General features: G+C 50.4%; 21 protein-coding genes and 3 pseudogenes. All 24 read left to right on the top strand.

Going from position 1 to position 19,342, the window contains the following annotated elements; translation table 11 throughout:
- Positions 1-172: 172 nt before the first annotated feature.
- Positions 173-256, top strand: a pseudogene (locus tag DXA97_RS18525) (Maff2 family protein); the annotation flags it as partial.
- Between the two features lie 39 nt (positions 257-295).
- Positions 296-1,162, top strand: coding sequence for a VirB6/TrbL-like conjugal transfer protein, CD1112 family (locus DXA97_RS18520; protein WP_009901636.1), 867 nt, complete (start codon positions 296-298; stop codon positions 1,160-1,162).
- Between the two features lie 41 nt (positions 1,163-1,203).
- Complete coding sequence (locus DXA97_RS18515; RefSeq protein WP_107001180.1) at positions 1,204-1,743, top strand: MT-A70 family methyltransferase; 540 nt, start codon at positions 1,204-1,206, stop codon at positions 1,741-1,743.
- A 42-nt stretch (positions 1,744-1,785) separates the two neighbouring features.
- Positions 1,786-2,208: a SpoVG family protein gene (locus DXA97_RS18510; RefSeq protein WP_227589684.1), complete on the top strand. Its 423-nt coding sequence runs from the start codon at positions 1,786-1,788 to the stop codon at positions 2,206-2,208.
- A gap of 9 nt (positions 2,209-2,217) precedes the next feature.
- Positions 2,218-2,871 (top strand): hypothetical protein, encoded by a 654-nt coding sequence (locus tag DXA97_RS18505; RefSeq protein ID WP_118721367.1) that lies wholly within the window; start codon positions 2,218-2,220, stop codon positions 2,869-2,871.
- A 44-nt stretch (positions 2,872-2,915) separates the two neighbouring features.
- A complete protein-coding gene (locus DXA97_RS18500) occupies positions 2,916-3,302 on the top strand; it encodes a PrgI family protein (protein ID WP_016306500.1) in 387 nt (128 codons plus the stop codon).
- A gap of 79 nt (positions 3,303-3,381) precedes the next feature.
- A pseudogene (locus tag DXA97_RS18495) lies at positions 3,382-5,648 on the top strand (DUF87 domain-containing protein).
- A 279-nt stretch (positions 5,649-5,927) separates the two neighbouring features.
- Positions 5,928-7,595 (top strand): C40 family peptidase, encoded by a 1,668-nt coding sequence (locus tag DXA97_RS18485; RefSeq protein WP_118721366.1) that lies wholly within the window; start codon positions 5,928-5,930, stop codon positions 7,593-7,595.
- Positions 7,596-7,617: 22 nt separating this feature from the next.
- On the top strand, positions 7,618-7,884 hold the full coding sequence (locus DXA97_RS18480) for a DUF4315 family protein (RefSeq protein ID WP_005927622.1): 267 nt from the start codon (positions 7,618-7,620) through the stop codon (positions 7,882-7,884).
- Entirely contained in the window at positions 7,871-8,518 is a 648-nt protein-coding gene (locus tag DXA97_RS18475; protein ID WP_107001175.1) for a DUF4366 domain-containing protein, read from the top strand. Before DXA97_RS18480 ends, DXA97_RS18475 begins: the two co-directional genes overlap by 14 nt.
- Positions 8,515-8,712: a hypothetical protein gene (locus DXA97_RS18470; protein WP_005927616.1), complete on the top strand. Its 198-nt coding sequence runs from the start codon at positions 8,515-8,517 to the stop codon at positions 8,710-8,712. Before DXA97_RS18475 ends, DXA97_RS18470 begins: the two co-directional genes overlap by 4 nt.
- A complete protein-coding gene (locus DXA97_RS18465) occupies positions 8,713-9,114 on the top strand; it encodes a cysteine-rich VLP protein (protein ID WP_050005650.1) in 402 nt (133 codons plus the stop codon).
- Positions 9,115-9,245: 131 nt separating this feature from the next.
- Positions 9,246-9,836, top strand: coding sequence for a hypothetical protein (locus DXA97_RS18460; protein ID WP_227589686.1), 591 nt, complete (start codon positions 9,246-9,248; stop codon positions 9,834-9,836).
- A 12-nt stretch (positions 9,837-9,848) separates the two neighbouring features.
- On the top strand, positions 9,849-10,031 hold the full coding sequence (locus DXA97_RS18455) for a DUF4316 domain-containing protein (RefSeq protein ID WP_107001173.1): 183 nt from the start codon (positions 9,849-9,851) through the stop codon (positions 10,029-10,031).
- Positions 10,031-10,372 (top strand): plasmid mobilization relaxosome protein MobC, encoded by a 342-nt coding sequence (mobC, locus tag DXA97_RS18450; RefSeq protein ID WP_015553878.1) that lies wholly within the window; start codon positions 10,031-10,033, stop codon positions 10,370-10,372. The genes DXA97_RS18455 and mobC overlap by 1 nt, the downstream gene beginning before the upstream one ends.
- Before the next feature lie 160 nt (positions 10,373-10,532).
- Positions 10,533-10,871 carry a hypothetical protein gene (locus DXA97_RS18445; RefSeq protein WP_016306492.1) on the top strand — a complete coding sequence of 113 codons (339 nt, stop codon included), beginning with the start codon at positions 10,533-10,535 and terminating at the stop codon, positions 10,869-10,871.
- A gap of 3 nt (positions 10,872-10,874) precedes the next feature.
- Complete coding sequence (gene vapD / locus DXA97_RS18440; RefSeq protein WP_016306491.1) at positions 10,875-11,243, top strand: VapD family protein; 369 nt, start codon at positions 10,875-10,877, stop codon at positions 11,241-11,243.
- A 161-nt stretch (positions 11,244-11,404) separates the two neighbouring features.
- Entirely contained in the window at positions 11,405-11,695 is a 291-nt protein-coding gene (locus tag DXA97_RS18435; protein ID WP_023042378.1) for a CD1845 family protein, read from the top strand.
- A gap of 79 nt (positions 11,696-11,774) precedes the next feature.
- On the top strand, positions 11,775-13,190 hold the full coding sequence (locus tag DXA97_RS18430; protein ID WP_107001172.1) for a relaxase/mobilization nuclease domain-containing protein: 1,416 nt from the start codon (positions 11,775-11,777) through the stop codon (positions 13,188-13,190).
- 635 nt (positions 13,191-13,825) lie between these two features.
- Positions 13,826-14,362, top strand: a complete 537-nt coding sequence (locus tag DXA97_RS18425; protein ID WP_107001171.1) for a hypothetical protein — start codon at positions 13,826-13,828, stop codon at positions 14,360-14,362.
- A gap of 870 nt (positions 14,363-15,232) precedes the next feature.
- Positions 15,233-15,655, top strand: a complete 423-nt coding sequence (locus DXA97_RS18420) for a sigma factor-like helix-turn-helix DNA-binding protein (RefSeq protein ID WP_107001170.1) — start codon at positions 15,233-15,235, stop codon at positions 15,653-15,655.
- A 489-nt stretch (positions 15,656-16,144) separates the two neighbouring features.
- Positions 16,145-16,345 carry a hypothetical protein gene (locus tag DXA97_RS18415; RefSeq protein WP_107001169.1) on the top strand — a complete coding sequence of 67 codons (201 nt, stop codon included), beginning with the start codon at positions 16,145-16,147 and terminating at the stop codon, positions 16,343-16,345.
- A 400-nt stretch (positions 16,346-16,745) separates the two neighbouring features.
- Positions 16,746-18,253 (top strand): annotated as a pseudogene (locus DXA97_RS18410) (recombinase family protein).
- A partial coding sequence (locus tag DXA97_RS18405; RefSeq protein WP_279221200.1) for a histidine kinase dimerization/phospho-acceptor domain-containing protein occupies positions 18,241-19,342 on the top strand: 1,102 nt, incomplete at its 3' end. The pseudogene DXA97_RS18410 and the gene DXA97_RS18405, both read left to right, overlap by 13 nt.

Raw genomic sequence — 19,342 nt, 5'->3', positions numbered from 1 at the left:
CGAAGATAAAACAAGACACATTTCTATCGAAATTCATTTTAATCTCAAACCCATCCCGGAGGTGGAACAGGTCACTGCCTGACCTGTCCCGCCGGGACGGTTCTCTTAACAACACCATATAGATTTTTTGTACGCCGCCGCCCGCCATCGAGCAGAGTTTTACACCTAATTGGGGATAAAACAGCTCATGGCTGGCGGCGGTGTCGTTCTGATCGGCCTTCAGCTTATCCCTCTGCTGTCCGGTCTGTTCAGCTAAGTGTCACCCGTTGTCCCTTTTTCCAGAAGGAGCTGATGTATGGACTTTATCATCGACGCAATCGTTGAATGGCTGAAAGGTCTGCTCGTCGATGGTATCATGGGAAATCTGGACGGCCTTTTCGATAACGTCAATCAGAGCGTTGGCGAGATCGCCACACAGGTCGGCACGACCCCGGCGGACTGGAACGCCGGGGTCTTTTCCATGATACGACAGATCTCTGAAACTGCCATCCTGCCAATCGCCGGGGTCATCCTCACTTTTGTAATGACCTATGAGCTGATACAGATGCTCATAGAACGCAACAACCTCCATGAAGTTGACACATGGATGTTTTTTAAGTGGGTGTTCAAAACCTTTGTGGCTGTGATGATCCTGACGAATACCTTCAATATCGTGCTGGCGGTCTTTGATGTGAGCCAGCATGTGATACAGCAGTCAGCGGGCATTATCCAGAACGGGACAGAGATCACGCCGGATGTGCTGGACAGTCTACGGACAGAACTTGAAGCGATGGAGTTGGGTCCTCTGTTCGGACTCTGGCTACAATCCTTCCTGATCCAGCTTACCATGATTGCCTTAAATATCGTGATCTTCGTCATCGTATATGGCCGTATGACTGAAATCTATTTACTCACAAGTTTAGCGCCTATCCCGTTTGCCACAGTCCCCAACAGGGAAACCGGACACATGGGGCAGAACTATTTCCGCTCCCTCTTTGCGGTGGGCTTTCAAGGTCTGTTGATCTTAGTCTGTGTCGCAATCTATGCGGTGCTGATCCAGAGTATCGCCACCGACGGCGACCCCATCGGGGCGATCTGGGGCTGCGTGGGATATACGGTGCTGCTGTGTTTTACCTTATTCAAAACAGGCAGTCTTGCAAAATCCATCTTCGGCTGCCATTAAGAGACTTCGGGCCATGCTGACCCGAAGCGGAAAGGAGGATCATGCCGAAAGAAAAATTTTCGATAATCTATGCAGATCCACCGTGGCGGTATGAGCAGAAAAACAGGCAGGGATCAGCAGAGCTTCATTATCCCACTATGAGTATTGAAGAAATTTGTTCCCTTCCAGTGGCCGACTTGGCTGCAAAAGACAGCGTTTTGTTTCTGTGGGCAACATTCCCACAACTGCCGGAAGCCTTAAAGGTCATTAAAGCATGGGGCTTTTCTTATCGTTCTGTGGCTTTTGTATGGATAAAGAGGAACCGGCGCTCCTACTCATGGTTTTACGGTCTGGGGTATTGGACCAGAGGCAATGCAGAAATTTGTCTTTTAGCAGTAAAAGGACATCCGAAGCGTAAGTCTACCGGTGTTCACCAGCTTATTGTTTCCCCGATAGAGCGCCACAGTAAAAAGCCGGACGAGGCCAGGCGGAAAATTGTAGAACTGATGGGCGATATACCACGAGTGGAATTGTTCGCCAGAGAAAAAAAGCCCGGATGGGACGTGTGGGGAAACGAAGTTGAAAGCACTGTAAACTTGTAACAGCTTCGGGTCATGCTGACCCGAAGCGGAAAGGAGAAATCCATGCAGGAAAAAAATGCGGGCGGAACACCAGCTGCCCCTATAAAGCTGGATGTAAGCGTGCGGGTCATCGAACCTGTGAAAAACCTCATGGGCTTTGCCAGCGTGAAATTCAATGACTGCTTTGTGGTGGAAAATCTGAAAATCGTACAGGGCAGCAAGGGGCTCTTTCTTGGGATGCCCAGCCAGCCAGACGGCAAAGGCGGCTACCGGGATATGGCCTACCCTGTCACAAAGGAGTTCCGGGAACAGCTCAACACCGCTGTTCTGCAAGCCTATGAGGCAAAGCTGGAACAGATGGCGGAGCGTGGCTCTGTGGGGCGTGCATCCATCAGCGACCAGCTCAAAGCCGGAAAAGCGGCTGCCGAACAGGCAAAGGCAGAACGGCCTCCGAAGGAAAAGCCCAGCCGCAGCGCAGAGCGTTGACCTCGGGCCATGCTGGCCCGAAGCAGAAAGGAGGCGGGAACCATGCCACGCAAACGGACGGGCTATGACGCGGCCTGCTATTACGACGGAAAACTGCTGGGCCGCTGTACCAAAGCGGACAGCGATGCCTATACCCTGTTGATGAACGCCTGCGGCGGGGAGGCCGCCCGTGTCCTGCGGGAATACGCCTACTTTTCCCCGGAACTTCGCGCCATATTGGAAAAGGCGGCGCTCATGCAGGCGGACCGGAGCCGGACGGGCGGAATGTTCCATGCGCCGAAAAGTTCCCCGTGGGGTGATGTGCAGAGCTGTGAAACCCTCTGTCCAGGGGTGTTTCTGGTATCTACCGCCAGCCACGGCGGAACGATGGTGGCAAACGAGGTAGCCGCCGTCCTCTCCCCAGCAGCGAAAAAGTGCGGCTTCAAGGATAAGGGCTATATCTGCTATGAGGAGGACGCGCAGGAAAGTGTGGTGCTCCGGGAACTGTTGGACAAAAAGCTGTGGAACATACCTGACCGCATTAAGGACAAAGGGCAGTTTGAAGAAAACCTCAACCAGTCCATCCGGCAGTATAATCCCGAATACTGGCGGGCAAGGCAGAACGGACGTAAGGCCGCCGAAGCCGCCCGCAGTACAGCCCCGGCCAAAGAGGCCGCAAGATGACCTCGGGCCATGCTGGCCCGAAGCAGTAAAGGAGGTGTACCCAAATGGCCTATGTGCCAGTACCAAAAGACCTTTCCAAAATTAAGACAAAGCTGGCCTTCAATCTGACGAAGCGCCAGCTTGTTTGTTTTTCCGGCGCAGCGGCGGTGGGGCTCCCGGCCTACCTGCTTTCCCGTGACAGTATCGGGAACAGCGCCGCCATGTTCCTAATGATCGGCCTCATGCTCCCGTTCTTCTTTCTGGCTATGTATGAGCGGGACGGCCTGCCATTGGAAAAAGTGCTGAAAAACATCATCCGCACCCGGTTCCTCTATCCCCGGGTGCGGCCTTACAAAACCGAAAACTTCTATGCGCTGCTTAGCGCCAGAAAGGAGGCGCAGCCGATTGCAAAACAGCAGAAGGGCCGGAAAGCCCGCAGGCAGAAAGCCTGAAAAGCAGGGCCTTACCGGCCTGTTCACAAAGGGAAAGAACATTCCCACCACCGCCCAGCAGACCCTCCCTTACCGGGAAATGTACCGGGATGGGGTGTGCCGGGTAACGGACCGCTATTACACCAAAACCATTGAATACGAGGACATCAACTACCAGCTCGCACAGTCCGAAGATCAGGCGGCCATCTTTGACGGGTGGAGCGCCTGCCTCAACTACTTTGACAGCAGCCTTCCGTTCCAGCTTTCCTTCCTCAACCACCGAAGCCGCCCGGGCAGCCGGTACAGCGTGAACATCCCCATGCAGGATGACGATTACAACAGCGTCCGGTGTGAGTATGTGGAAATGCTGGAAAACCAGATCGCCAAAAGCAACAACGGCATTGTCCGCACAAAGCTCCTGACCTTCGGCGTGAACGTGGACGACCTTTCCACCGCCAGGGCAAGGCTGGAACGTGTAGAGGCGGACATTTGCGGGAACTTCAAAAAGCTGGGCGTCAAGTGCCGCTCCCTTTCAGGGCTGGAACGGCTGGAGCTTCTTCACGGGCAGCTCCACCCCGGCAGCGGCTCCCCCTTCCGGTTTTCATGGGATATGATCCCCAAAACCGGGCTTTCCACCAAAGACTTTATCGCCCCGGACAGTTTCGATTTTCGTTTCAGCCGACTGTTCCGGGTGGGGACGACTTGGGGCGCTGCCTCCTACTTGCAGATTTTGGCCTCGGAGCTCTCGGACAAGCTGCTGGCGGAGCTTTTGGAAATGGATGCGGAAATGACCATCACCCTCCATATCCAGACCGTTGATCAGGCCGCCGCCGTAAAATCCATCAAGGCCAAAGTCTCCGACATTGACAAGATGAAGGTGGAGGAACAAAAGAAGGCAGCCCGGTCAGGGTACGACATGGACATACTTCCGCCCGACCTCGTAACATACAGCAACGACGCAAAGACCCTTCTGGAAGATTTACAGAGCCGGAATGAAAGAATGTTCCTGCTGACCTTCCTTGTGGTAAACATGGCTCCGACCCGCCGGGAGCTGGACAATGACCTGTTCACGGTGTCCGGTATCGTCCAGAAATACAACTGCACCTTGAAGCGGCTGGACTTCCAGCAGGAGGACGGTTTTCTTTCCAGCCTTCCGCTGGGCCATAACGGCATTGAGATCAAGCGCGGCATGACGACCAGCTCCACGGCCATTTTCGTTCCCTTTATGACGCAGGAGCTCCGCATGGATGGCGAAGCGTCTATTACGGGCTCAACGCACTTTCCCATAACGTCATCATGGCGAACCGGAAAAAGCTCAAAAACCCCAACGGCCTGTTCCTCGGCGTGCCTGGCTCCGGCAAATCCTTTGCCGCAAAGCGGGAGCTTGTGAATGTGTTCCTTGCCACAAAAGACCGCATTATCGTGGTGGACCCGATGGGCGAATATTCGCCCCTTATCAGGCGGCTGGGCGGACAGGTCATCGAGATCGCCCCGGACAGCCCCCACCACATCAATCCGATGGACATTGATTTGAGCTTCGACGAGGAAAACCCGATGGCGCTGAAAGCCGACTTTATCCTGTCGCTGATGGAGCTGATCGTTGGCGGCAAGGACGGCTTGCAGCCGGTGGAGCGTACCGTCATTGACCGCTGTGTGCGCCAGATGTACCGGGAACACTTGCAGGACCCGGAAACAAGCAAAATGCCGACCCTCCAAACCCTGTATGACCTGCTCTGTTCCCAGCCGGAGGGCGAGGCGGTGCGGCTGGCGACGGCTCTTGAAATCTATGTGTCCGGTTCCCTTAACGTGTTCAACCATGAAACCAACGTGGACTTAAACCGCCGTCTGGTATGCCTTGACTTAAAAAAGCTGGGAGCCGGGCTTCGGACGATTGCCATGCTCATTATGCAGGACTTGGTAAACTCGCAGGTGTCCATGAATTTCCTCCGCGGTATCGCTACATGGTGCTACTTTGACGAATTTCATGTGCTGCTCCGTGACCGTCTGACGGCAAGCTATTGTGTAGCGATCTGGAAAATGCTGCGGAAAAAAGGGTGCGTTCCGAGTGCTTTAACGCAGAACGTAAAGGATTTTCTGGCAAGCCCGGAGATCGAGAACATCTTTGAAAACTCGGACTTCCTTGTGCTGCTCTCGCAGGCACAGGGGGACCGGCAGATTTTAGCCAAACAGCTTGGGATCAGCCCCCACCAGCTTTCCTATGTGACCCATACCAATTCCGGCGAAGGGCTGCTGTTCTTCGGGAACACCACCATCCCGTTTGTTGACCGCTTCCCGCAGAACACCGAGCTGTACGCCATTATGACCACCCGCCCGGAGGACAAAAAACAGGAAATGAACCGGGCATAACACACTTCGGGCCATGCTGGCCCGAGGTTTGGAAAGGAGGGATACATCATCGGAAAGAAACCGGACAAACGGAGTTTTCAAAGGCCGGGGCCGACGGAGGATACCGGGGGCAATCGCCCCGGACCGGCGGAACGGGAAGGGCCTTCCCCTGCACCATCCCGACGCCTGCGGTTTGAGGACGAGGATACCGGGCAGGACAGCCCTTCGGGCCACGATGGCCCGAAGTCCAAAAGCGGCAAGTTTCAAGAGGACAGCCGCAAAAGCCGTCCCTCTGACCGCATGAGGCAGGAGGATGAAGCGGGCGGGCCGCAGGATACCAGCAAGGCACAGGAGCCGGAGGGCTCCGCAGAGAATGCCGGGAGCAAAAAGGACAAGTACCAGAAAGCACAGGCAAAAGCGGAACACGCCGGGAAAAAGCTGGGAAAGGCTCGGGAGAAACTGGACAAGACCGAGGCAAAACGGGCAGCGAAGAAACCGCCGGGGCTTGCAAAAAAGGCAGTCCGGGGAGCCCGTACAGAAGCATGGTTCTATGTCCACAACAAGATCCACGAAGTCGAGCATGAAAATGTGGGTGTGGAAGGAGCCCATAAGTCGGAACTTGTGGCCGAGGCCGGAGCCCGGAAACTGACCCGGTATGCCAAACGCCGCTGGCAGGAACACCCGGCCCGGAAGGTGGCAAAGTGGGAACGGAAGGACATAAAAGCCCGGGCCAATATGGATTTTCAGAAGATGGCCTCCGAGCACCCGGAGCTTGCCAGCAATCCGCTTTCCCGTGTGCAGCAGAAATGGAAACTGAAACGCCGGTATTCCAAAGAAGCAAAGGCGGCTGCAAAACAGGGCGCAAAGGCCGCAAAGAAAACCGCTGCCGCTTCGGGAACTGCGACCCGGCGGGCGGCGCAGTTTGTGACCCGTCATCCCGTGGCGGTGCTGGTCCTGCTCCTGCTGTTGCTGCTCTGTTTTCTTGTGTCGGCGGTAAGCTCCATCTTCCCCACGCTTGGCAGCGGCCTTGCCAATGCGTTATCCGGCACCTCCTACGCCTCGGAGGATACGGACCTGCTGGGCGTAGACGAGGACTACACGGCGCTGGAAAACGAGCTGGCGCAGACGGTGGCAAACATCGAAAGCACCCATCCCGGCTATGACGAGTACCGCTATTCCGTGGACGAGATCGGCCATAACCCCTATGAGCTGGCGTCCTATCTCTCGGCAAAGTACCATGTGTATTTCCGGGAACAGGTGCAGGACGAGCTGCGGGAGATCTTTGAGGCACAGTATGAACTGACCTTGACGGAGGAAGTCGAGATACGCTACCGCACCGAAACCAGCACCGACCCGGAGACAGGGGAAACCAGCACCGAGGAAGTCCCCTATGAGTATTACATCTTAAATGTGACCCTCACAAACAAGACGCTGCCTGCCGTGATCCTGCCGAGGCTTAACGAACAGCAGCGGGAAATCTACACCGTTATGCAGCAGCTCAAAGGCAACAAGCCCTATCTGTGGGAAGGGATTTACAACGGCGGCGAAGATACCGGCCCCAGCTATGAGATACCCGGCGAGGCGCTGGATGACCCGGCTTTTGCGGCGCTCATGGAAGAAGCCACAAAGTATATCGGCTGGCCCTATGTGTGGGGCGGCTCCAGCCCGTCCACCTCCTTTGACTGTTCGGGCTTTGTCTGCTGGGTGTACACGGCCAGCGGCGTCCACAACCTGCCCCGTACCACGGCGCAGGGCATTTACAACCAGTGCGCTATCATTTCTCCCTCCGAGGCAAAGCCCGGCGACATTATCTTTTTCACGGGAACCTATGACAGCCCCGGCCCTGTGTCCCATGTGGGGATTTATGTGGGCGACGGGATGATGCTTCATTGTGGTTCGCCCATCCAATACGCAAACATCAATTCAAGCTACTGGCAGACACATTTCTATGCCTTCGGGCGTTTGTGAGCCAGAGGAAAGGAGTCCTTGCATGAACAAGATCGACAAGCTCGATAAGGAACTGGAAAAAGCCCGGGAGAAGGCAGCCGAGTGGCAGGCCAAAATCCGGGAGCTGGAAAAGCAGAAACAGGAGGAAGAAAACAGCCAGATCGTGCAGGCGGTGCGCTCGCTCAAACTGACCCCCGCCCAGCTTATGGCTTTTTTGAATGACCCCAAAAACAGCCTTACCGCTTCGGGCCATACTGACCCGAAGCCGGAGGCACCCGAAAAGGAGGACACAGCCCATGAAGAAAACTAAATACCGCAGGCTGGCGGCGATGGCTGCCAGCCTTTTGTGTTGCCTGATCTTTACGGTCCCGGCCTACGCCCAGAGCAGCGAGCCGCAGCCGGAGACAGCTCCCGCCCCGGTGGAAACCGAAGCGGAGCCGGAAACCCAGAACCCCTTTACCCCGGACGGGACGGGAACCGTGGTGGACAACGCCACCGACGAGGACGGTAAAGAGTTCTACACCATCACCACCGCAGACGAGAGCGTGTTTTATCTGGTGATCGACAAACAGAAAACCAGCGAGAACGTCTATTTCCTCAATACCGTTACCACAGACGACCTTCTGCCTCTTGCCGAACAGGGTAAGGAACCGCCCCAAGAAGTGACCCCGGAGCCAGAGCCAAAGCCCACCGAACCTGTGGAGGAAGTACCGGAACCCGAGCCGGAGAAAAAGGACAGCCCCCTTCTCTCTCTGCTCCTGATCGGTGCGGTGGTGCTGGCCGGCGGTGGGATTGGTTACTATTTCAAGATTTACAAGCCGAAGCATGAGGCCCCGGATTTGGAGGATGATTACTGCGAATATGAGGACGGGGAGCTGGAGGAGATCGCAGAGGAACCCGAGGACGAAGATACCCCGCCGTGGGAGGAAGATACGGAGGAATGAGAATGAATTTTACAAGCAGCCCTTTTGAACGAATGATGAAGGAAGTACCGCACCCCGGCTGGGACAATGACGATCCTTGTAAGGGATGCCGTTACTACAAGGAGTGCAAAGGAAAGAAAAAACAGTGCCGGAAGAAGTTCCGGGCGCTGATCGTGGAGCCCCGCCCTTCGGGCCATCGTGGCCCGAAGTCATAAATGGACGCCCGGGAGCTGACCCGTGACGAGAAGAAGAAAATCCGCACTCTGGTCACGGGGATGTGCGCCAACTATGACCGGGAAAGCGGCCTGTGCCTTCCTCTTGACTGTGCCTGCTATATGCTGCACAAGTGCTGGACAGGGGCGTACTGCCGTTATTTCCGTGAGGCTGTCCTGCCTCTTAACCCGGAGCTTCAAGCGTCGCTGACAACGGAAGGCATCTCCCCGGAGCTGCGGGCCTGTGCGGTCTGCGGAAAGGCGTTTTTGCCCGAGGGGCGTCAAGCCTACTGTTCCGACGCCTGCAAGGCCGAAGGGAACCGCCGGAAAAGCCGGGAACGCATGAGGAAAATGCGGGAGAAAAGGCCGGGCGGCTGTTACGATTTGCCGCCTCCAAAGGCTTGACATTCCGGGCTTTTTTGAGGGTGTTTCCGGGGTGGGAATATCTTATTACATTCCTCCCCGGTCTGCCCTCTTATTTCGTAACATCCACACTTCGGGTCATGTTGGCCCGAGGCACAGAAAGGAGGGATCTCTTGGAGACAGTACAAGGATATGTGATTTTGAAAGCTGCCACCTTTGAAACTGGACACGGCTTTGCGCTTGGGCATAATCCGGGAGCGCCGAGCCCCTTTGTGACCTGGCAGTTTACCGAGGGGGAAAACGGCCATCGGGATTACTACTGGGGCCGCTATGGAAACAGCCAGGCATGGGCGCAGCGGGATTTTGACCGCCGGGTGGACGATTATCAGCAGCTTTACCATGCGGCGGTCAAGCATACCGAGCTGGGACCGGAAGGCGTTTACCGCTATTATTCCACCCAGCGGCCCGTGGACATAGGAACTTACCCGAAGCCGCCGGATAACCAGCCTCTTTCCATTGTCAACTACGACGATGACAGGCGGCGTCCTGTGGCAGACGGCAGGCTGATGGCATGGGGCGAACTGACCTACACAAAGCCGCTGACCGAAAAGCAAATGGAGGATTATGAACTGAAACCAGCACCGGGCAATCCTGACCGGGTGCGCTCATCCATTACCGCCCGGCTCAAAGAAGGAACCAGAGGGCAGGAACCCCCGAAGGAGCCCGGCCAGAAGCGGAGCCATAAAAACCATGAGGAACGATAAAGGAGGATCGCCATGCACGAAAAAGACAACTATCTGAAAACCGCCGAGCTCTCCACGGAGCAGAACTGCAACATGATTGACGGCGTACCCAACAACACGCCCATCCAACCCACGCCCCCGGAGCTGGACGCAAAACCGCTGGATAAGGTAAAGGAACCCAAAAAGCGCCGGAAAGGCCGGGAGCTGGAACGATGATGGAGAACCGCAAGCGGAATGTCCATCTGCACGTCATGGTAACGCCGGACGAGCTGGCAGCCATCCATGAACGGATGGCCGAGGCGGGCATTTCCAACGCCGGGGCCTATGTACGGAAAATGGCTCTGAACGGGTATATCCTGCACATCGACCTTGCGCCCGTAAAAGAATTGATCTCTCTGCAACGGCGCTGTTCCAACAATCTCAATCAGGTCGCCGTACACGCACACACCTATGGCGTGTACCCGGAGGAAATCGACGGATTGAAGCGGGACTATGAAAAGCTGTGGGGCGAGGTGTCAAAAGTGCTGCGGGAGCTTTCCGAGCTGGTGGCAAAGTAAGACGAGGGCGGCAGGCTTCCGTTGTGGGGCTTGCCGCCCTGCTCTTTTTTTACCACTTCGGGCCAGCATGACCCGAAGCCCGTCATAAAAAATTCAGATTTTCAAGATTGTAGAACCAGCTCTATAATGATATAATAATTCAAGAAGGGAGGCTGATACCATGCTGAAAATGGTTATTCGCATGAATGATGATAAAATCACAGCCGAAAATAAGTACCGGCTGGATGGCATTTACAACACAATCAATCATACATTCCAAACCGTGGGCCTTCCCCGTATGGAGGATGGTTCCGGCGCTTTGGTATTCCGTGACTGCGGCAGAGCGAGGGATTTTAGTCTGTTCGGCCGGATCGTCAATACCTTGAAGCGGCAGACATGGTTCATGGATAATGTTTCTGTGTGGCGTCTTTGTGACAGTGACGATTCTGACAGTCCAGATGATTTCAATGAAGAAGATCTGTTGACCCACTATCAGGAAAAAACAGCAATGAGGGCTTGAGTTTTGGAGAGAAAATATTTCAAAGCCTTAAATTTTGATCTGGACACCCATCAATTAAAAGAGCATTACCCCGGAGCCAATTACCGGCAGGCGTATGACGACTTGCGCCGGTTCTTCAAACGGCATCGTTTTTCTCACCGTCAAGGCTCCGGCTACATATCGGATGATAAGCTGGCAACTGCTGATATATACGACTTGATGGATGAATTAAGCAGACAGTTTCCGTGGATTGGAATATGCGTGAATAAAATTGATGTGACCAACGTGGGACGGCAGCACGATTTGACAGAGCTCTTGAAACCAGCAGAGGATATTGTTATCGACACTTCGCTGCTGACAGTTCCCGATTGCCCGCAGCAGGAAACAGAATAGCAGAAATTTGGCAGGACATGAATGTGTCCTGCTTTTTCTGTTTTCGGGCCATCATGGCCCGAAGGTTTGGGACAGGATTCACTAATCTTTCGCAACATTTATGTCCCCGGGCAGGCATGATAAAATAGAGGTAGGAAGGATAGATAAAGGAGGTTTTGGAGATGAAGATACTGCTGAAAATATTGGTTGCTCCCTTTGCTTTAGCGTTGTCCCTTCTGGCGGCTCTGCTGGTATTCCTGTTTGATATTTGTGCCGTCCTGCTGACGATTGCCTCTGTGATTCTGGTGGTGCTGGGTGTCGCTCTCTTTTTCACGCCGACGCCCATAGGCGGGATTGTATTTCTGTTTCTCGCTTTCCTTCTTTCGCCGTATGGACTGCAAGCGGCGGCGGGCTCCCTTCTTTGGGCGCTGGACGGAGGCAAATCCGCTCTGTACCGGTTTCTGGCAAGTTAAACAGCCTCGGGCCATGTTGGCCCGAAGTCGGGGCGGTCTGGATGGGCCGCCCTTTTCTCATGGAAAGGAGGGATGATTTCTGGCTACCACAACTTTGTTGCAGCGCCATGCGGGCGAAGGCGAAACGATTGCCGAGGCAATCCGGGATTGTCTGGACTATGGCAAGGACCCGGAGAAAACAGAAAGAGGAAAGTATATCTCCGCTTATGAATGTGATCCGGCCACCGTGGCGGACGAGTTCCTTTTGGCAAAAGCCAGCTATGCCGCTATGACGGGCCGGGAACAGAAAAAAGAAAATGATGTGCTGTGCTATCAGATACGACAATCCTTCTATCCGGGCGAGATCACCCCGAAGGAGGCGAACCGTATCGGCTATGAGCTGGCTATGCGCTGGACAAAGGGGCGGCACGCTTTTATCGTTACCACGCACACCGATAAGCAGCACATCCATTGTCACATTTATTACAACTCCACCACCCTTGACTGCACCCGGAAATTCCGAAACTTTTGGGGCTCCAGCTTCGCCCTCCGGCGGCTCTCTGACAGGCTGTGCCTTGAAAACGGGCTGTCCATTGTAGAGAACCCGAAGCCCCGGAGCAAGGGCAAGTATCGGAATTATGGAGAATGGCAGAAAGAACGAAAAGGGCCGCTTTCCTATCAGGACAGACTGCGCCTTGCCATTGATACTGCGCTGGCGGAACGCCCCGCTGATCTGGACGAATTTCTCAATCTGATGAAGCGGGCCGGATATGAGGTCAAGACGGTTCGGGGCGGCGGTATCAGTTTCCGGCTGACCGGGCAGGGACAGGAACGCTTTACCCGTCTGCGGGCTTCCACGCTGGGAGACGGCTACGACTTGCAAGATGTTCTGTCTGCCATTGAGGGCAAAGAAAAACGCCCCGGGCGCTCGGAACGGAAAATCAGTCTGGCGGTGGATATTCAAGCAAAGCTGGCTGCCGGTAAGGGGCCTGGATATGAACGCTGGGCGAAGGTATTTAACATTAAGCAGATGGCCGCCGCTCTTGCCTATATACAGGACAATAACCTGACCGATTATGAGCAGTTGGCGCAGAAAGCCACCGAGGCGGCAGACCGTTTCCATGCTATTTCCGAGCAGGTCAAGCAGACGGAACAGGCTATGAAAACCAATGCCGGGCTAAAGGCTGCAACGGTTCAGTATGCCAAAACCCGCCCAGTCTTTGAGCAGTATAAGGCGACGAAGTACAGCAGGAAATTCCTTGCGGAGCATGAGGCCGACCTTGAACTGTACCGGGTTGCACAAGCGGAAATGCGCTCTCTGCTGGGCGGGGCAAAGCTCCCCAAAATGGATGTGCTGAAGGAAGAAGGCCGTAAGCTCACAGCAAAGAAAAAACAGCTCTATGGAGAATACCAGAAGGCACGACGGGATATGCAGGAGATCGTCACAATCAAGGCGAACATTGACACTCTGATGGGCTACACCGAGCCGGGAAGAAAGCAGGAAAAGGAGCGTTAAGGTTATGAAAATAAGGAGCAAAGCGACGCTGACACTTCGGGCCATGTTGGCCCGAAGATATGGGTTTGGGGCGAGCCCCAACAAGCAGCCTTTGTGCCACTTGTGGCCACAGAGGCATTGCTTGCCATTTAGCTATTTAGCAATATACTGCAAAAAAGATTATTGAGTTTATACAACATCTATTGTTTTACGCAATACCTCCTTAAAATATCTATATTAAGAAAATTCGCCACAAATTTTCGGTGATTTATCAATCGCTTTTCGAGTTTTTATATGTTTATGCAAAAAGAATGATATTTTTTTTATATCAACAAGTTCTCTTTCTTTTTATCGTTTTAACTCAAACATCAAAACACAAAACTTGAATACCCGGTTTTTATATCAGAAAAATATACGATATATGTTGATAATTAACAATTTATTAAGTTTTATTTACCATTTTTAGATTATATTGCATATATAGGGATTCTGTGGTATACTACAGTTAGTTATAAAAAGCTCATAACCGATTAGTAAAGGGAGGGATACCATTGGGGCTATAGAGGAGGAGAATTTGAGAGAATAGTGCCTTACATAATGGTGGGCGCTAAAAAATCTGAGTTTGTTACTATGGTAAAGTCTCAAGGAGGTCATTTATGAAGAAAGGTTTGAAAAAGGCATTGGGTCTGTTGGTAGCGCTGAGTCTCATGGTAGTTGGTAGCGCATTTAGTGCTCTTGCTGCTGATTCTCCAGAACAGAGACAAACATTCAGTGTCGATCTGAATAATTTTGACGAAAGCCAGCCCTATTCGGAAACATTACATTTCGAGAAGGACGGTCAGCCGGTAACAGTGACACTTAGCTATACGCCTCCTTTAACTCGTGATCCTGCTACTGAAGGAACGTGGAAATCGGATGCATTTTGGGGTGTCGCAGGTATGGATTACAGATTTGACTTATCAAAGAGTGGTAGCCAGTGGAAAATTTCTAATGCACGTGATTTAAATACCTACTGTGTTGGCGGAACGGTTGAAGATGAAAGTTTAGCCATTGGCCGTGCAACATCTACCTCAAGCAAAGCGGCCGAAGTGACTGGCTCTATGAGAGCAAATGTAGTCGGCGGAGTAGGAACACTTTCTTTCGCTTTAAGAACGGAAGTTTTTAATGGAGAAGTTTCTACCGTATTAAATTAAGAATAATATAAGTAGAGTCCTATTCAAAAAGGTGTTGATGTAAATATGTCGGCAATGTCTATATTTTTTCTAGTTGTATGCTCCGTCCTTGGACTTGGTGTTTTATACTGTATAGCTCGAATTATAGGATGGCTATTCAATCAGATAAAAAATAATGCTGATTAAGTGAAAGCAATTATACAATTTAAAAGGGTTGTTGCAAAGAGAAAAGTAATGTTCTGTATATGGTAGATTTAATAATTGACATATACTATATATAGTAAATTGAGTCTGTTTTGTAACAACCTTTTTAAAAGAAAATTTTTAGTAACAATTAGATAGAGTAGAGGTACGTTAACCATTAACACCTTTTTAAAAGAAAATTTTTAGTAACAATTAGATAGAGTAGAGGTACGTTAACCATTAACATATCCTCTACTCTATTTTTTTATTTTTGCCTCCTATCTACGACAAATTTTGCAAAAAATACATTATATGATAATAAAAGAACTACGAGATTTTTACGCGGAGGTTGCTAATAACATGAGTTAGATTATTGAGAAAAAATAGATGAAGCAACGCCCCTTTTGCTTTACCTCCTCCTAGATGGGAGGAGTTTTATTCCAATTTAAACTTTTTTAAGGCTCAAACAAGCTGTTATTTGTTTGAGCTTTTTTTATGTTCGACACCTTATTTCAGGATTTGCTATCGAAACAGAGCCAGTCTTGAGATAAGCTGTCGAGGCTTTTTTAGAACGAGTAGCCATCTTTACTATTTTATAGATTTTTCACTGTTATTTTTTGAAAATTTCAGAAATTTCAGCCTACATATACGCTCCCCGCCGCTTCTGTTTTGTTGTCCATCCATCACAAAACAAAGCGGAGGTTCAATATGGCTATTATAAATTTACGGGACTATTACCCTTTTTATACGTCAGACTACTTTATGGAAGTACCAGAAGATGTTGTTGAAATGTTCAAGGAGTTTGACCGGAAGGAAGCCGCTTACCGTCTGCGTACATACCGGCACAAAGCCTATTACTCCCTGGATCGGAATGATGGAATTGAGCATGAGGCGCTTTTCGTTGCGTTCTCTCCCTATGAACTGTATGAGCGTAAAGTGACGATACAAGAACTCTATACCGCCATCTCACGACTGCCCGACAAACAGGCAAAGCGCATTTACGCTCATTTCATTCTCGGCTTGACGAAACAAGACATTGCCCGGGCCGAGGGTGTGGATGAAAAGGTCGTGCGGCTCGCCATTGAGCGCGGCCTTCGGAACTTGGAAAAAATTTTAAAAAAATTTTTATAAGGTGTACCGATTTCGCCTCAAAAATGAAATGGCTTATGAGAGGCAGTCAAAGCCTCGGGCCACATTGGCCCGAAGCGGGACACGCCTCACGCAGATTGAAAACTGAATAAAAGATAGACGGATACGAAGGGTGCTTGTGTCCAGTGACAGGCCCGCCATGACCTCTATTTTTACACTAGAGAGAGCGACCAGGCCCATGCCGTAGGCAGACTGTGGCAGGTCTGCCGGACAAAACACAAAACCCGGATACTTGCGATTAGTCACAATCCGAGCGTGCAGCGGTGTTGCGAACCGTGAGCCGTCGCAGGTAATGAGATCGCCTTGCCATCAGAATGGGGAGAGCTGAAATGCTATGGGACAAAAAGCCAACTGTCCGTCCGGTCTATCTGAAAAAACTTTCTAACCTGTGGGGCCCTTCCTCTATTACTGTCTGATGATAGGGCAACCGTTCTGGCTGGGCCCATATTTTTCTATGAACAGGAGAATTTTATGAAGGAAAATATATCTAGTCCAGAATTAACGCTGAATATATGGAGTAATGACGCCTGCCGGGGCTATGTGATTATGGCCATGCAGGACTGTGGATTCACCCATAAAGATATTAGCCGTGTAGTAAATCAGCTTTATGGAGTGTTTGACTTATACACACTCAACGAGGCTGAACAGAAATATTATAACGGCGATTATTAGCTTCGGGCCAACGTGGCCCGAGGCTGGGGAAAGCTCAAAGGGCAGTTCCTTCCAGGGAGCCGCTTTTTTAGGTTTCCCCAGCAGACAAGAGGGAAGCTGGCCGCTGTTCATCCGTACTGAAAAGTGGAGGTTTTCGATGGTTCAATCTGTTACATACCAAAGCGAAAAACAATCCGTATATTTTCAAGGGAAACTTATCGTATTGGAAAATCTAATTCCGGTACTATCCCCGGATGAAAAGAACAAGCGAAAAAGAGAAATCGAAAATCACTTATATGATGTGTTCAGTAAATACACGGACAGATTTTACTAATCAACCGCAACATTGTTGTCCGGGGCTGCCTATGGTATAATATAATTGTAAGGTTGGTAGCTCCATTCCATACGGAAGGAGCCCAATATGGACATTATCAGAGAAGATTGTATATACGCGAGACAGTCGGTAGACCGTAAGGACAGTATCAGCATTGAAAGCCAGATTGATTTTTGTAAGTATGAGCTGAAAGGCGGAAGCTGTAAAGTATTCAAGGATAAAGGCTATTCCGGGAAGAATACGGACAGGCCGGAGTTTCAAAAGCTGTTAGGAGAAATCCGAAAGGGCCGGGTGCGGCGGGTAATCGTTTATAAGCTGGACAGAATCAGCCGTTCCATTCTGGACTTTGCAAACATGATGGAGCTGTTCCAGGAATATGACGTGGAGTTTGTTTCGTCCACAGAAAAGTTCGACACCTCAACCCCAATGGGGCGGGCCATGCTGAATATTTGTATCGTATTCGCACAGCTTGAACGTGAGACAATCCAGAAACGCGTCACGGACGCTTACTACTCCCGGTGCCTGAAAGGTTTTCACATGAGCGGACAGGCCCCCTATGGTTATCAGTTGGAGCCGACAGTGGTTGAAGGTATCCGCACAAAAAAGATGGTGGCAGACCCCGAAACTTCCCAATATGTAAAGCTCATGTTTGAAATGTATTCCGAGCCGGAAACGTCTTTTGGTGACATTACACGGTACTTTGAGGAACAGAACATCAAAGTTTACGGTAAATCGCTATTCCGTACCTTTATTTCACAGCTTTTAAGAAATCCTGTTTACGCACAAGCAGATTTAGAACTCTACGAATTTTTTAAAAGCCAGGGGGCGGCTATTGTCAATGACGCTTCCGATTTTGCCGGAACCAATGGCTGTTATCTCTATCAGGGCCGGGACGTGAAGGAGGATAAAGACAGGAGCCTGAAAGACCAGATACTTGTAATCGCTCCACATGAAGCGCTCATACCGTCTGATGTATGGCTGAAATGCAGGAAGAAGCTAATGACAAATAAGAGTTTTCAACAAGGACGTAAGCCGAAAAATACATGGCTTGCCGGAAAAGTTAAATGCGGGTGTTGCGGATATGCCTTAAAGGCAACACACGTTCCGAACAGCGAAGGCTATTTTCGCTGTAGTAAACGGACTGAAAATAAAGGCTGCCCGGGCTGTGGTAAAATCCGTAAATCTGAATTTGAGGAATTTATTTTCAGTGCTATGCGGGCGAGATTTAAAAATTTTCAAGTCCGCCATAGCCGGGAGGAAAAAGTCAATCCCAAACTGACCGCCCATCAAATTGAACTGGCGCAAGTTGAAGCCGAGATTGAAAAACTACTTGATACGCTAACCGGAGCCAACGCAACACTTCTTGCCTATGCTAACAAAAAAATTGAAGAACTGGACACTCGCCGCCAGACCATTTCAAAGGAGATTGCGGAAATGTCCATTGAAACAATGTCACCCCAAAAGGAGCAGGAACTCTCTTATTACCTCGACCATTGGGACAGCATTGAATTTGACGACAAAAGGAAAGCCGTTGACGGCTGATTATTTCAATCAGCGCAACTAGCGACCACGTTCAAGTAGAGTGGAAAATCTAAGCTCTAACTTCTGGATTATCCCACTCTACTTACTTTCAAATCTATCTTTTCTTTTTAATCTTGTTTGTACCCCTTGTACACCGTTGCTTATATTTCTTCGGGAAAATGGTCAGGCAATATCCGCAGGTGGAACAAAAATGCGGATTGATATGCCAAGTAAATTTCTGCTGGACTTAAAGAATGGATACAATATTGGAAAACTGGTGCGTCTTGATTATGATCAGAAGAAAAAAGACGGTTATCTGGTTGCGATTCCATGTCAGGAATATACGATCAATGGGGAAACTTATACGGCAATTGGAACGGTGTATGATCATTCGAAACTGGATTCCATGTTAAAACTGAAAGGTTATGATGGGAAAGCATATTTTTTCATGCTGGATGATGACGGAAATATTACGTATACGAACCTGAGTGGTGATAAATATCAGCGCAATTATTCTTTGTTAAAACATTTAAAAGGGGAACAGGCCATTACAGAAGAAGAGGCTGATTTGCTCAAAAAGAAGTTTGATAACAGAGAATCCGGAGTTGCACTTTTGGGAAAACAGAACCCCTATTATCTGGGCTATTGCCCGATAGAAAGCAACAACACCATTTTGGTATGCATTGTGACAAAGGGAGTTATTGACAATGTGCTGAGGGATTACCAGAAAACGGTGCTGTGTACAACAACACTCATGGCAGGTTTTATACTTTTACTTTTTGCTGGATTATTCTACAGTATTTCCAGACTTAGTCTTGCAGATCAAAAAGCAGAATATGAAAAAAGAAAGAATGAACTTCATTTGCAGACAATGAAGGAAATGGAAGTAGTCAATCAAAAACTGAAAAAGGCAAAGAACGTTGCAACAGAGGCTTTACAGACAGCGGAAAATGCAAATAAGGCGAAAACAGATTTCCTGTCTAATATGTCACATGATATTCGTACACCCATGAATGCAATCATTGGTATTACGTCTTTGATCAGACATGATGCGGGTAATAAAGCAAAAGTTATAGAGTATGCAGATAAAATAGATATTTCATCACGGCATCTGTTAGGAATCATTAATGATGTTTTGGATATGAGTAAGATTGAAGCAGGAA

Source organism: Clostridium sp. OF09-36 (genome assembly GCF_003481985.1).
Lineage (GTDB): Bacteria > Bacillota > Clostridia > Lachnospirales > Lachnospiraceae > Brotaphodocola.
Note: the sequence above shows the minus strand (reverse complement) of the source record. Positions and strands in the feature narration are given on the sequence as shown.

Coding starts and splice junctions, on each gene's coding strand:
- DXA97_RS18445 (WP_016306492.1), top strand. CDS start 10,533: ATGCTGAAAATGGTTATTCGCATGAATGATGATAAAATCACAGCCGAA.
- DXA97_RS18415 (WP_107001169.1), top strand. CDS start 16,145: ATGAAGGAAAATATATCTAGTCCAGAATTAACGCTGAATATATGGAGT.
- DXA97_RS18515 (WP_107001180.1), top strand. CDS start 1,204: ATGCCGAAAGAAAAATTTTCGATAATCTATGCAGATCCACCGTGGCGG.
- DXA97_RS18505 (WP_118721367.1), top strand. CDS start 2,218: ATGCTGGCCCGAAGCAGAAAGGAGGCGGGAACCATGCCACGCAAACGG.
- DXA97_RS18435 (WP_023042378.1), top strand. CDS start 11,405: ATGAAGATACTGCTGAAAATATTGGTTGCTCCCTTTGCTTTAGCGTTG.
- DXA97_RS18480 (WP_005927622.1), top strand. CDS start 7,618: ATGAACAAGATCGACAAGCTCGATAAGGAACTGGAAAAAGCCCGGGAG.
- DXA97_RS18520 (WP_009901636.1), top strand. CDS start 296: ATGGACTTTATCATCGACGCAATCGTTGAATGGCTGAAAGGTCTGCTC.
- DXA97_RS18425 (WP_107001171.1), top strand. CDS start 13,826: ATGAAGAAAGGTTTGAAAAAGGCATTGGGTCTGTTGGTAGCGCTGAGT.
- DXA97_RS18500 (WP_016306500.1), top strand. CDS start 2,916: ATGGCCTATGTGCCAGTACCAAAAGACCTTTCCAAAATTAAGACAAAG.
- DXA97_RS18470 (WP_005927616.1), top strand. CDS start 8,515: ATGAGAATGAATTTTACAAGCAGCCCTTTTGAACGAATGATGAAGGAA.
- DXA97_RS18510 (WP_227589684.1), top strand. CDS start 1,786: ATGCAGGAAAAAAATGCGGGCGGAACACCAGCTGCCCCTATAAAGCTG.
- mobC (WP_015553878.1), top strand. CDS start 10,031: ATGGAGAACCGCAAGCGGAATGTCCATCTGCACGTCATGGTAACGCCG.
- DXA97_RS18465 (WP_050005650.1), top strand. CDS start 8,713: ATGGACGCCCGGGAGCTGACCCGTGACGAGAAGAAGAAAATCCGCACT.
- DXA97_RS18475 (WP_107001175.1), top strand. CDS start 7,871: ATGAAGAAAACTAAATACCGCAGGCTGGCGGCGATGGCTGCCAGCCTT.
- DXA97_RS18485 (WP_118721366.1), top strand. CDS start 5,928: ATGAGGCAGGAGGATGAAGCGGGCGGGCCGCAGGATACCAGCAAGGCA.
- DXA97_RS18455 (WP_107001173.1), top strand. CDS start 9,849: ATGCACGAAAAAGACAACTATCTGAAAACCGCCGAGCTCTCCACGGAG.
- DXA97_RS18420 (WP_107001170.1), top strand. CDS start 15,233: ATGGCTATTATAAATTTACGGGACTATTACCCTTTTTATACGTCAGAC.